A 12,366-nucleotide genomic window follows, 5' to 3' on the forward strand; every position below is an offset into this window, starting at 1 on the left:
TCGCCGGTCAGTCCTTCTCCGGTCTGCCCGCAGTCCCCGCGTCAGCGGGCTCATCGGCCGGGGCGACAGGAGCTGCGGACTCGACCGCGGTGGGCTGGACCTCGGCTGATCTCGCATTCCTGGCGGCGAGGCGCTTCTTCTGGGACTTGCCGGTGCTGAACGGGCTCACCCACAGCCAGGAGAAGCGCCGCAGCGACTGGAAGATGAACAGCGACGCCCAGAGGGAGAACACCGTCAGGGCGACCGGGAAGACCGTCGCCGGAAGGGTTGGGACATGCGTCTCGCCGAGCAGGGGGACGAATGCGACGACGACCGCGATCACGAAGAGGTGCAGGAGGTAGATCTGGAAGCTCTGCTGCCCCATGGTGACGAAGATCTTCAGTGCGCGGACCTTGACGAGGTACTGGGAGCCGGCGATGCCCGCGATGATCGCGACCGAACTGGCGATCAGGATGACGCCCGGAACGCGGTTGGCGTCGAAGGCGACGATCACCGCGATGATGCCGAGGTAGGCCACCGCGAGCGCGAGCGCCTGCCAGAGCTTCACACGAGCGGCGAAGCGGTAGAACGTGCGGGGGATGAACATCGCCACGAGGAAGAAGATGAAGTTCTGGAGCACCCGGTCCCAGCCGATGTTGTCGGTGTCCAGCAGGCCGGTGGTCGTCGCCGCGACGGCCAGCAGCCCGGCCACCGAGAGCTGGATCCACCGGGGCACCTTGCGGATCAGCCAGGCGAGGATGCTGAAGATCGCGAGAGCCCAGATGAACCAGTAGCTGCTCGACGGCAGGATGGGGAGCACCAGCACGTTGAGCGGGTCCGTCGGCGAGGTCGCCTCCGACCGTGAGAACGGGACGATGAGGTAGAAGACGACCCGGATGAACGACCACAGCAGGTAGAGGTACACCAGCGCGAGGACTCTGCGGCGCCACAGTTCGGCGAACGTCCACGTCAGCATCCGGGCGGCCGTGAGGCCCGCGATGAAGAAGAACACGGGCATGGGGAAGTAGAGGAGCACGGTCCGGAGCTTCGGGACGTACCCCGCGAGGTCGAAGAATCCGAGGAACAACGACGAGTGGTAGAGCACGACGAGGCTGATCGCGACGCCCTTGGCGAAGTCGATCCACTCCCGCGACTCGGGGCGCTTCACCACGGCGCCGGTCGCACTCGACCCGGTCATCCGCCGCTCCTCGCGTGGGCGCACAGGGCGCGATCACTGTTCACCAATTGCTGCGGATCCATTGCGCCCCCAAGATGTCGAATTCGAACCGGATGCGAATGAGCCCCCGGTTCATTCCCCGTACGGGTCCTGAGAGTACGGGAAAGTTTCCGATCACGGACGAGTCGATGGAGTATCGAGGCGGCAAGGGAAGTCCGGACGCCTCGCCGCCGCCTGTCCGCGGAGATCGCCCGTCCGATCCCGGAGTCGCTCGGTGGATCGGGACGGGCGGCGGAGGATCGCAGACGAATGGACCGTCGAGAGACCCGCAGACGGCGCTTTCGTCCAGCCCCGGGGGTCGCGGACCCGAAGAACGAGACGAAACCGGCGTGCGGCCAGGACACCTCGACCTCTCCGGCATACTCCATGACGTGAACGACGCCACCACCGCCCCCAGTCTCGACGGCCGCGAGTTCGTGATGACCTCCTCGACCAACAGCGCGGTCGACCCGGAGTCGCCGTCGCGATTCCACTACTCCGAGCGCGACGGAGTGGTCTGGGGCGACTACGTCGGCGACACCGTGACCTTCGGCCGGTTCGTGGGCACGCGCACCGGCGACGCGCTGCAGGTCTCGTTCGTGCACCAGCTGCTCGACGGCGGGACCGTGGTCAGCGGCACCGGCGGCAGCCGCGTCGAGCTCGACGGCGAGGGCCTGCTGCGGCTCGTCGAGGAGTTCGAGATCGACGGCGACGACCACGTCAGCATCTGCGTCGAGGTCTGACGCTCAGCGCGCCGCGTCGCGGCCGTTCCCCGCGGTGGTGAACCGCGTCATGCCGAGCCGGTTCGTCGATCCGGAGCGGTCGGGGATGTCGGAGGGCAGCAGATAGGCCTTGCGCACCACCTCGTCGAGCACGACGACCGAGACCACCGACTTCACCTCGGGCCGGGCCGCGACCACGCCGGTGACGAAGTCGTGTACGCCGCCGATGTCGAGCGAGCGGACCAGGAGCATCGCGTCGTGCTCGCCGGTCGTGATGCAGCAGTACTCCACGTCGGGCATCTGGAGGATGCCCTCGCGGAACCGGTGCCACGACTGCGGATGCACCGTCACGAACACCAGGGCGCAGACGTCGAGCCCCACCTTCCCCGGATCGACCAGGGCCGAGAATCCGGTGATGACGCCGGATGCGGTCAGCTGCTCGACCCGGTTGTAGACGCTCGCCCGCGAGACGTTCACCCGCTCGGCCAGGGCGGACATCGAGATGCGCCCGTTCTCGCGCAGGACGGCGAGGATGCGCAGATTGAGGTCGTCGAGCCCGCCCGCGCTTTGTCCAGCGACCGCACCGGCGGCCGGATCGGTGATCGACATAATCCACTCCTTCGTCGCTGCGGGCGGCAGTTCGTCCACGATAGCGGCCCTCTGGAAACGGAGTGCGTCGCGATGTGCCATCGTTTCGCAACACGTCCAGCCGAACCCTCGCCAGGAGGCCTCCATGGTTGTCCGCTCCACCCGCACCCCGCGCTCCGCCCCGACGCGAGTGGTGATCGCCGCTGCGGCGGTCTCCCTCGCCCTTCTGGTGGCGGGCTGCTCCTCGGGCCGCGTCGACACCGCCGACGGCAGCAGCGCGACGCTCACCATCAACAAGGCGTTCGACCTCAAGACCGCCGACCCGGGCCGCATGTACGAGCCGACCGGCCAGATGGTCGACAAGGCGCTCTACGAGACCCTCCTCACCTTCGAGGGCGGCGACGTCTCGCAGGTCGTCGACGGCCTCGCGAGCCTCGAGCAGGCCGACGACGCGAAGACCTTCACCCTCACCCTGAACGGCGAGCACACCTTCTCGGACGGCACCGCGATGACCGCCGACGACGTGGTGTTCTCGCTGCAGCGCGTGATCGGCCTCAAGGGCAACCCCTCGTTCCTCCTCGACGGCGTCACCGTCACGAAGAAGGACGACACGACGGTGGTGCTGACCACCGAGAACCCCACGCCCGCCCTGCCGGCGATCCTTGCGAACCCGGCGCTCGGCATCCTGAACTCGAAGGTCGTGAAGGAGAACGGCGGCACCACCGACGAGACCGACACCGCCGAGACGTTCCTCAACACCACCTCCGCCGGCTCCGGCCCGTACGTGCTCGACACGCTCGACCTCGCCTCGCAGGTCGTGCTGACCGCGAACGAGAACTACGACGGCGACGCCCCGGGCTACGGCCGCGTGGTCATCCAGAACGTCGAGGGTGCGACCCAGAAGATCAACGTCGAGGGCGGCAGCGCCGATGTGGCGCTGGACCTCTCGGGCACTCAGGCGGAGGCGCTCGGCGACTCGGTCGCGGTGACCAGCGACCCGTCGGCGAACGTGATCTTCCTGCTGCTCAACCAGAACCCGAGCGTCTCGGCGATCACGTCGAACCCCGACTTCGTGAAGGCTGTGAAGGAGGCCGTCGACTACGACGACCTCGTCTCGATCGCAGGCAACGGCACCGCCCAGGCGTCCGGCGTCATCCCGAGCATGCTGCTCGGCGCCCTGCCCGAGAGCGGCGCGCTCACCCAGGACCTCGACGCCGCGAAGGCTGACCTCGCGAAGAGCGGCTACGCCGGCGAGTCCGTGACGCTCAACTTCCCGAGCGACATCAGCCTGAACGGCATCGACTTCCCGACCATCGCGCAGCGCATCCAGTCGCAGCTGAAGGACGCCGGCATCACCGTCGAGCTCGCCCCGGCCCCCGTCGCCACCGAGCTCGACGCCTACCGCAACGGCACCGAGACCATGGGCCTCTGGTACTGGGGCCCGGACTACCCGGACCCGAGCGACTACCTCGTCTTCACCCCGGGCGACGTCGTGGGTCTCCGCTCCGGCTGGACCGACGGTGCGGCCCCCGCGATCTCGGCGCTGGCCGACGCCGCGGCCACCGGCGGCAGCGACGACGAGCGCCAGTCGCGCTTCGAGGAGCTGCAGACCGCGCTGAACGCCGACGGCCCCTTCATCCCGCTGCTCCAGCCCGGCAACAACATCGCCGCGGCGAAGGACGTCTCGGGTGTCGTCTACAACGCGGTGTGGACCATCGACATCGCGGCCCTCACCGCGCAGTAGCCCGTGTCCACCACCACGACGGCCGCCCGGACCCCGCGTCAGCGCGGGGGCCGGGCGGCCCACCCGTTCCTCCGCTACGCGCTCCGCCGCGTGCTCACCTCGCTGCTGCTGGTGGTGGGCGTGACCCTCGTCACCTTCATCCTGACCAACCTCGTGCCGGGCGACCCCGTGGCGGCCGCTCTCGGCCAGCGCGCTGCGGAGGATCCGGAGATCGTCGCGCAGTTCCGCGCCCAGTACGGTCTCGACCAGCCGCTCGTCGTGCAGTACTTCACCTATCTCGGCAACCTGCTGCACGGCGACCTCGGCGTCTCCACCACCACGCACAACCCGGTGGTCGCCGACCTGGCGAAGGCGCTGCCGGCCACCCTCGAGATCGCCTTCGGCGCCATCGTGCTCAGCGTGATCGTCGGCGTGCTGTTCGGCACCGTCGCCGCCTACCGGCGCGGCAGGGCCTCCGACCACGTTCTGCGCGTCGTGTCGCTGGCCGGCCTCAGCGTGCCGACCTTCTGGCTCGCGCTGGTCCTCTACTACGTCCTCTACTTCCAGCTCCGGATCGCGCCGGGATCCGGCCGGCTGAGCAGCGACTTCACCACGCCGCCGACGGTGACGGGCCTCTACACGGTCGACGCCCTGCTCGCCGGCCAGCTCGACACCTTCCTCGACGCGGCGTCGCACCTCTTCCTCCCCGTCCTCGTCCTGACGCTCTACACGGTGGGCCTGCTGACCCGGTTCGTGCGCACCGCGGTGCTCGAGATCCTCGACCAGGACTACGTGCGGGCCGCCCGCGCGAAGGGGCTGCCGAACCGCGCGGTCACCTTCTCCTACGTGCTGCGCGGGGCGAGCATCCCGATCCTCACCGTCGTGGGCCTCGCCTTCGGCAGCCTGCTCAGCGGCACCGTGCTCGTCGAGGCGGTCTTCGGCTGGCCCGGGATCGGCTCCTACGCCTACCAGGCCGCGTCGCACCTCGACCTGCGCGGCATCATGGGCGTCGGCCTGCTCATCGGCGTGATGTACCTGCTCGTGAACCTGATCGTCGACCTGCTGTACGGCGTGCTCGACCCGAGAGTGAGGCTGGCCTCGTGACGGATCCGCGAACCACCCGGTCCGACCCGCGCGACGGCGCTCCTGCCGGTCCGCGCGACGGCGTCGGTGCCGGAGTGCTCGACCCGGTCGCCGCCCCCGGCCTCCGCCTGCGCCGCCCCCGCCTGCGCCTGGGTCGCTGGTCGGCGCCGCTCGGACTCCTCGGCGCCGCCGTCGGCGTGCTCTGGATCCTCATCGCCGTGCTCGCCCCCGTCATCGCCCCGCACGATCCGCTCGCGCAGGACCTGCCCCTCCTCCAGGCGCCCGGCGAGGGCACGCTGATGGGGACCGACGCGCTCGGCCGGGACGTGTTCTCGCGGGTGATCTGGGGTGCCCGGGTCACGATCCCGCTCGCCCTGCTGCTCGTCGTGATGTCGGTGCTGATCGGCGCGATCGTCGGATCCGTCGCCGGATTCCTCGGCCGTGCGGTCGACGAGGTCGCGATGCGCATCACCGATCTCGTGATGGCGTTCCCCACGGTCATCCTGGCGATGGTGATCGCGGCCGCGCTCGGAGCGTCGCTCCTGAACGCGGTGCTCGCGGCGCTGATCGTGTCGTGGCCGTCCTACGCCCGGCTGACCCGCGGTCTTGTCCTCGGCCTCCGCTCGTCGAACTACGTCGTGTCCGGCCAGCTGCTCGGCTTCTCGCCGCTGCGCTCCCTCGTCCGCGACATCGCGCCCAACATCGTCGGCCCGGTGCTCGTCCTCGCGAGCCTCGACATCGGCACGGCCATCCTCCTGCTGTCGGGCCTGTCGTTCCTCGGGCTCGGCGCGAAACCGCCGACCGCCGAGTGGGGCTCGATGGTGTCGGACGCCATCCAGAATTTCGATGCGTGGTGGATCGGGGTCTTCCCGGGCCTGGCCATCCTCACCGTCGTCATCGCGTTCAACTTCGTCGGCGACGCCCTGCGCGACGCCCTGGACCCGCGGTCGCAGACGATCCGCGGAGGAGGCGCCACGCTGTGAGCGACGCACTGACCATCAGCGGGCTGCGCATCCGCACCCGCAGCCACGCCGTCGTGGACGGCATCGATCTGGCGCTGCGCCGCGGCGGCATCCACGGTCTCGCCGGCGAGTCCGGCTCGGGCAAGACCATGACCGCCCTGGCGGTGCTCGGACTGCTGCCCGGATCGATGACGGCCAGCGGGAGCATCCGCCTCGCCGACGACACCGGCGACGGCACGACGGAGCTCGTCGGCGCGTCCCGGCAGGTGCTCGGCGCGGTGCGCGGACGCCGGGTCGCCATGGTCTTCCAGGACCCGTCGACGAGCCTGCACCCGCAGCTCACCGTGGGCCGCCAGCTCACCGACCACCTGCGCCACCACCTCGGTCTCGGCAAGGAGGCCGCGCGGTCCAGGGCCGAGGCCCTGCTCGAGCGGGTGCGGGTGCCGGACGCCCGGGCCTCCCTCGGGCGCTACCCCCACCAGTTCTCCGGTGGTCAGCGGCAGCGCATCGCGATCGCGGTGGCGCTCGCGTGCGAGCCCTCCGTGCTGCTGGCCGACGAGCCGACGACCGCGCTCGACGTGACCGTGCAGGCCGGAGTGCTGCAGCTGCTGCGGGAGCTGGTCGACGACGGCGGGCTGAGCATCCTGCTCGTCACCCACGACCTCGGCGTGATGAGCGCCGTGGCCGACGAGGTGACGGTGATGCGCCAGGGGCTCGTCGTGGAGTCGGCTCCGCGGGAGCGTCTGTTCACCGCGCCCGAGGACGAGTACACGCGGGCGCTGCTGGCGGCTCTGCCCGGCTCGAGCTTCGAGGAGAGCCCGGAGGAGCTGGTCGCCGAGCTCGTCGAGGGGCACGAGAGGGCCGCCGCCGCGGACGATCCGGGCGCGGCCACGGCAGGCGTCGTCGAGAGGGGTGCGCGATGAGCGCGGGAGTGGTTCTCGAGGCCGATGGCATCGTGGTCGAGTACGGGCGGCGACCGCCGCTGCGTGCCGTCGACGGGGTCGGCTTCCGGGTGGCGGCCGGCGAGGTCGTGGCGCTGGTCGGAGAGAGCGGCTGCGGCAAGTCGAGCCTCGCGCGCGCCGTGGTCGGCATCGAGAAGCGCCGCGGTGGCGACGTGCGCCTGAACGGCGTCGACGTGCCCGCGCTCGGACTCCGTCGGCGCAGTCCGGCGATGACCGGCGTGCAGATGGTCTTCCAGGACCCGAACTCCTCGCTGAACCCCCGTCGCCGCATCGGCGAGCAGATCGGCGACGGCGTCCGGGCGGCGCTCGCCCGGGGCGCCGAGGGCTCGGACCCGGCCGACTGGCTGCGCCGCGTCGGGCTCGACCCGGCGATGGCGAGCCGGTTCCCGCACGAGTTCTCCGGCGGCCAGAAGCAGCGCATCGCCATCGCGCGGGCCCTCGCGGCGCGGCCGCGGATGCTCGTGGCCGACGAGCCGATCTCGGCCCTCGACGCCTCGACCCAGACGAGCGTCGCCGCGCTGATGCGCTCGCTCAGCGTCGAGGCCGGCGCGGGCATGCTGTTCATCTCGCACGACCTCTCGGTGGTCCGGCGCATCGCCGACCGGGTGCTCGTGATGTACCGCGGCCGGGTCGTGGAGTCGGGGGACACCGAGACGGTGTGGCAGAGCCCGCTGCACCCGTACACGCGAGCGCTGCTCGCGGCGATCCCGCTGCCGGACGGCCTGGGGCGGCTGCCGCTGGCTCCACTCGACGCCGACCGGGCGGCCTGGCTCGAGGAGCTGCCCGACGCGCTGGAGCGGACGGGCGCGTGAGCGCGGTGGAGGAGGCCCGGGCAGAGGAGTCCGCACTCTGGAGCATGCCGAGGGCCGTGAACCGCAGCCCGCTCCCCGGGGACGGCGCGTTCATGACCGCCGGCTGGGCCGATCCGGAGCCGGTGATCGACCCCGACGACCCGGTGCTCGCCTACACCGCGGAGCGCCGGTCGCGACTGGCGCAGGCGCTGCCCGCCGAGCTGCTGATCATCCCCGCCGGCCTGCCGCGGGTGCGCTCGAACGACAGCGACCACCGCTTCCGCCCGGGCACCGACCACGTGTGGCTGACGGGCAACGGAGTCGCCGAGAGCGTGCTCGTCGTCGACACGACGGGAGGGGAGGCCGACTCGATCCTGTACCTGCGTGCTCCCTCCGGCCGCGACGGAGACGAGTTCTGGCAGAACGACGCGCTCGGCGACCTCTGGGTCGGGCCGCGGCCGTCGCTCGCCGAGACGCAGGCGGCGCTGGGCATCGAGACCCGGCCGCTGGCCGACTTCACCCGCGACGTGGAGCGGGCCGCGCGGCGGGCCCGGCGCATCCGGGTCCTGCCCACCCTCGACGAGAGCGTCGACGAGCTGGTGCGGAGCATCTGCGGGCCGGAGCTCGGACCGCACCTCGTGCTCAAGGCGACGCTCGACGAGCTGCGCCTGATCAAGAACGACTGGGAGATCGGACGGCTGCAGCTCGCCGTCGACGGCACGGCGCGGGGCTTCGACGACTGCCTCGAGGCGTGGCCGGTCGCCCGCGCGATGCCCCGCGGCGAGCGCTACCTCGAGGGCACCTTCGCCCGCCGCGCCCTGGTCGAGGGACAGGGGCCGGCCTACGGATCGGTCGTCGCCTCGGGAGCGCACGCCACGACCCTGCACTACACGCGGAACACCGGGCCCCTCGCCGACGGCGATCTCGTCCTGATGGACATGGGGGTCGAGCTGCCCTCGCTCTACGCCGCCGACATCACCCGCACCTTCCCGGTCAGCGGGGAGTTCACCCCGCTGCAGCGGGACGTGTACTCGATCGTGCTGCGCGCGCAGCAGGCCGGCATCGACTCCCTGCGCGCGGGAGTGCGCTTCCAGGACTACCAGGACGCGTGCGGGCGAGCCCTCACCGAGGGGCTGATCGACCTCGGCCTGATCCGCTGCTCCGTCGACGAGGCCGTGGCCCCGTCCGCGTCGTACCACCGCCGGTGGAGCATCTCCCGCGCCGGGCACATGCTCGGGATGGACGTGCACGACTGCAACCACGCTCCGCACGAGACGTACCTCGGCGGAGTGCTCGCGGCCGGCCACACGCTCACCGTGGAACCGGGCCTCTACTTCCAGCCGGGCGACCTGACGGTCCCCGCCGAGCTGCGGGGGCTGGGCATCCGGATCGAGGACGACCTCGTGGTCACGGAGACGTCGTCGATCCTGCTCTCGGCGGCGATGCCGCGCACGCCCGACGCGGTGGAGGAGTGGATGGCGAGGTTGGCGGGCTGAGAGATCGGGCCCTCGACGCGATCGGCCGACGCGGCCTACGGGAGCTGCGGGGGCGCGATCAGTTCGAGGAATCCGCCGAGGGCACCTTCGAGGTAGATGATGCGCGTGCCGGCTCGGGCGCCAGCGGTCATCCGGTGAGGTGTCCCGACCGGTCTCCAACCGTGTCCAGAGCAGAGCTCGAGGACACGATCGAGGTCCGAGACCGTGAGCGCGATGTGCACCGTGCCGACCTGTGCGGGCGAGCCGGCGGACTCGAGCTGTCGGGGCGGGTCGTACTGCAGCAGCTCCACACGGTGGGGGCCGAGGGTCACCGTCGCTGCGCGGATCACGGCTCCACGGACGCCGGTGGTCGCCGCCGTGACCTCCACGTCGAGCGTGAAGGTGCGCTCGAGCACGAACCCGAGACCGGAGCACCACAGCACCAGCGCGTCGTCGAGGTCGGCCACGGTGAGACCGGAGTGAGCGACGTCGGAGACGAGCGGTGATGCCATGACCTCAGTATCGAGCTCCGACACGCCTGCCTGAGGATGTGCGGCACTCCTCACCCTCCCTGGGTGAGGCCGGTGATCAGGTTGATGGCGACGGCGACGACGAAGGTGCCGAAGAAGTAGGACAGCAGGGCGTGGGCCAGGGCTACGCGGCGTGAGGGGGTGGAGGACTGGGTGATGCTGCTCGCGCTGTAGGCCATCCCGATCGAGAACGCGGTGTAGGCGAAGTCGCTGTAGGACGGTTCCTCGTCCTGGTCGAAGTCGAAGCGGTGGCGGTCGTCGAGGTAGTACATGCGCGCGTACTTGAAGGCGTAGACGGTGTTGATGAGCGCCCAGGCCGCGACGACCCCGACGACCGCGAGGATCGCGGCCGCGGATCCGACGGGGTCCTTCTGCTGGCTGCGGAGGAGTGCGACGACCACGAGGACGAGGCTGAAGAAGGTGGCGGCGATGATGAGCGAGTCGACCAGCTTCCGGGACCGGTCCTCGTGGCGGGCGAGGTCGCGGGTGCGTTCCGGGCCGGCCGGCCACGCCGTCGACCAGGCCCAGACGAGGAACACCGCCGCGGCGATCGCCCAGCGGAGCAGAGGCGACAGATCGGGGACCGCAGTGGACCCTGAGCGCTCGGGCCGGAGATCCTTCAGACGGGCACGATCGGCCCCAGCACATTGAGCGCGACGACGGCCACCAGCTGGACGACGCCCGCGGTGACCAGTCGACCACCGAGGTGCGACGTGTCAGCGGGCCGCTCGGTCACCGAGCCGATCCGTACTGCTCCCGACGTCGTCCGGCACGTGAGTCAGGATGTCGCCCACCTGGCAGCCGAGGACCTTGCAGATGGCGTCGAGTGCTGAGGAACTCACACCATCCTCCTGCGAAGAGGGGGCGGTGTCAGCCGGAGAGGGCAGTGCCCGAGAGCGGGTGGGTCAGTCGTCGTCGCTGTCGGGCGCGGGTGCCTGATCGGTGCTGGTGCTCGAGGTGGAGTCGGACCAGACTGCTTGTGCGCCGGAGTCGCCGATGCGGATGACGTCGATGGTCGCTCCGACGGAGATGGCGATCGCTGCGACGGCGAGCACGATTCCGACGAGGGGGCGGCGGGTGGTGGCGGCTCGGTCCTCGGTTCGTCGCGTGCGGCGGAACCAGAGCCACTGGACCAGGGCGACGAGGAACAGGCCGGCAGCCCAGGGGAGCAGGTGGTCGCCGAGCTCGGTGTGCTTCTCGAGGATCGCGGACGGCTCCGTCTGTCGTTCGAGCGCTTCACCGGCCTGCGTGGTGAGCGGGACGGCGATCAGCGCGGCGAGGGCGATGATCGGGGTGAGGATCCCGAACTTGCGGCGGGCGGCCGGCCAGAGGCTGCCGAGGATGAGCATCAGTGCGGCGAGGGGGAGCAGAACCACGACGGCGTGCACGAGGAGCGGGTGGAGGGGGAGGCCGTTCATCTGCCAGTCGTTCATCGGGGGCGCCTTCGGTCGAGAGGGGGGCTGTCCTCGTGACGCTAACGCGCCCCGCCCTGCGCGCTCTGCCGTTGGACGTATTCGTGTGAGCCCTCGAACGATCACTCGCCCGTCCTCCGAGCCGACTCCCCGCTTCACCGCCGATATGCGAGGAGCCGACCGAGCGGAGTCAGGACGTGTGCCGGCTCGCCGGTGCGATCAGGCGGCGGAGCCGGTCGGTCACGAGAAGGGCACCGGCGGCGTCGATGGTGAGGACGTCGACGTCGAAGCGGTCGGTGACGGTGTCGAGCGTCCCGACGCCGCCGGCGAGGATCGCGGTCGCGAGGACGTCGGCGGTGACGATGTCCTCGGCGATCACGGACACCTGCACGAAGGGGACGTCACCGGGCTCGGCAGGTCGGCGCCAGACGTGCTCTCCGCGTTCGGCGGTCCCGGAGGTGGCGATCGCGCGGCGACCGTCGCCGAGGGGGACGATGCAGAGCAGCGCCTGCCGGTCGCCGGGATCCACGATCCCGATCGTCCAGCTGTCGGCGGGCGAGGTGAGGACGTCTCCCCCGACATCGAGGAGCCATTCGCCGTCGCCGAGCAGCCGGGCCGCGTGCGCCATGGTGGTCGCTTTGACGGTTCCGGCGAGGTCGATGACCCCGTCGGGCCGGTGCGGGGTGAAGGCGCCGTCCGTCGCCGTTCGCCAGTGCAGCGATTCGGTGTAGGCGGTCCGCATCTGCTCGGACGCGGCCGTCAGCGCGAGCTCGCCGCGGGCGATCCGTGACGCCTCCGACTCCGGCCGGTACAGGCTGAAGCGGGCGTCGGCGTCGGCGAAGACGGCTTCGACGTCGCCGACCGGGGTGTCGTCGGCGGCGCGCAGGCTGACGACGGTGCCCATCGTCGTGAACGTGTGCACG

General features: G+C 70.9%; 14 protein-coding genes. 7 read left to right on the forward strand and 7 right to left on the reverse strand.

Translation table 11 applies throughout. The features are described from left to right. Nucleotides 1–7: 7 nt before the first annotated feature. Nucleotides 8–1,177 (reverse strand): acyltransferase, encoded by a 1,170-nt coding sequence (locus C5C36_RS09615; RefSeq protein ID WP_104309654.1) that lies wholly within the window; start codon nucleotides 1,175–1,177, stop codon nucleotides 8–10. A 410-nt stretch (nucleotides 1,178–1,587) separates the two neighbouring features. Between C5C36_RS09615 and C5C36_RS09620 the strand changes: the two genes are divergently transcribed. Next, nucleotides 1,588–1,938, forward strand: coding sequence for a hypothetical protein (locus tag C5C36_RS09620; RefSeq protein ID WP_244229563.1), 351 nt, complete (start codon nucleotides 1,588–1,590; stop codon nucleotides 1,936–1,938). A 3-nt stretch (nucleotides 1,939–1,941) separates the two neighbouring features. On the opposite strand, the gene C5C36_RS09625 is transcribed toward C5C36_RS09620, so the two are convergent. Then, entirely contained in the window at nucleotides 1,942–2,526 is a 585-nt protein-coding gene (locus tag C5C36_RS09625) for an Lrp/AsnC family transcriptional regulator (protein ID WP_104223259.1), read from the reverse strand. A gap of 124 nt (nucleotides 2,527–2,650) precedes the next feature. On the opposite strand from C5C36_RS09625, the gene C5C36_RS09630 reads away from it, so the two are divergent. Genes C5C36_RS09630 through C5C36_RS09655 form a run of 6 tightly spaced genes read left to right on the forward strand, consistent with a single transcriptional unit; the run spans nucleotide 2,651 to nucleotide 9,522 of the window. Then, nucleotides 2,651–4,249: an ABC transporter substrate-binding protein gene (locus C5C36_RS09630; protein ID WP_104260247.1), complete on the forward strand. Its 1,599-nt coding sequence runs from the start codon at nucleotides 2,651–2,653 to the stop codon at nucleotides 4,247–4,249. Nucleotides 4,250–4,252: 3 nt separating this feature from the next. Continuing rightward, complete coding sequence (locus tag C5C36_RS09635; protein WP_104288399.1) at nucleotides 4,253–5,332, forward strand: ABC transporter permease; 1,080 nt, start codon at nucleotides 4,253–4,255, stop codon at nucleotides 5,330–5,332. Next, nucleotides 5,329–6,294 carry an ABC transporter permease gene (locus tag C5C36_RS09640; RefSeq protein ID WP_258063303.1) on the forward strand — a complete coding sequence of 322 codons (966 nt, stop codon included), beginning with the start codon at nucleotides 5,329–5,331 and terminating at the stop codon, nucleotides 6,292–6,294. The genes C5C36_RS09635 and C5C36_RS09640 overlap by 4 nt, the downstream gene beginning before the upstream one ends. Continuing rightward, nucleotides 6,291–7,196 carry an ABC transporter ATP-binding protein gene (locus C5C36_RS09645; RefSeq protein WP_104309655.1) on the forward strand — a complete coding sequence of 302 codons (906 nt, stop codon included), beginning with the start codon at nucleotides 6,291–6,293 and terminating at the stop codon, nucleotides 7,194–7,196. Before C5C36_RS09640 ends, C5C36_RS09645 begins: the two co-directional genes overlap by 4 nt. Next, complete coding sequence (locus C5C36_RS09650) at nucleotides 7,193–8,047, forward strand: ATP-binding cassette domain-containing protein (RefSeq protein WP_104239496.1); 855 nt, start codon at nucleotides 7,193–7,195, stop codon at nucleotides 8,045–8,047. Before C5C36_RS09645 ends, C5C36_RS09650 begins: the two co-directional genes overlap by 4 nt. Nucleotides 8,048–8,103: 56 nt before the next feature. Further along, on the forward strand, nucleotides 8,104–9,522 hold the full coding sequence (locus tag C5C36_RS09655) for an aminopeptidase P family protein (protein ID WP_219814894.1): 1,419 nt from the start codon (nucleotides 8,104–8,106) through the stop codon (nucleotides 9,520–9,522). Nucleotides 9,523–9,557: 35 nt separating this feature from the next. On the opposite strand, the gene C5C36_RS09660 is transcribed toward C5C36_RS09655, so the two are convergent. From C5C36_RS09660 to C5C36_RS09680, 5 genes are all read right to left on the reverse strand, one after another. Next, nucleotides 9,558–10,013, reverse strand: coding sequence for a VOC family protein (locus tag C5C36_RS09660; protein ID WP_104309656.1), 456 nt, complete (start codon nucleotides 10,011–10,013; stop codon nucleotides 9,558–9,560). A 50-nt stretch (nucleotides 10,014–10,063) separates the two neighbouring features. Then, nucleotides 10,064–10,654 carry a DUF1345 domain-containing protein gene (locus tag C5C36_RS09665; protein WP_104297593.1) on the reverse strand — a complete coding sequence of 197 codons (591 nt, stop codon included), beginning with the start codon at nucleotides 10,652–10,654 and terminating at the stop codon, nucleotides 10,064–10,066. A gap of 93 nt (nucleotides 10,655–10,747) precedes the next feature. Beyond that, nucleotides 10,748–10,873 (reverse strand): helix-turn-helix transcriptional regulator, encoded by a 126-nt coding sequence (locus C5C36_RS18260; RefSeq protein WP_181065672.1) that lies wholly within the window; start codon nucleotides 10,871–10,873, stop codon nucleotides 10,748–10,750. Between the two features lie 63 nt (nucleotides 10,874–10,936). Continuing rightward, nucleotides 10,937–11,464, reverse strand: coding sequence for a DUF2231 domain-containing protein (locus C5C36_RS09675; protein ID WP_104309657.1), 528 nt, complete (start codon nucleotides 11,462–11,464; stop codon nucleotides 10,937–10,939). A 169-nt stretch (nucleotides 11,465–11,633) separates the two neighbouring features. Continuing rightward, the gene (locus tag C5C36_RS09680; protein WP_258059425.1) at nucleotides 11,634–12,365 is read right to left on the reverse strand and encodes an FAD:protein FMN transferase; all 732 of its coding nucleotides are present in this window, start codon (nucleotides 12,363–12,365) and stop codon (nucleotides 11,634–11,636) included. Nucleotide 12,366: the final 1 nt, after the last annotated feature.

This window comes from Rathayibacter sp. AY1G1 (assembly GCF_002932095.1).
Classification (GTDB): Bacteria; Actinomycetota; Actinomycetes; order Actinomycetales; family Microbacteriaceae; genus Rathayibacter.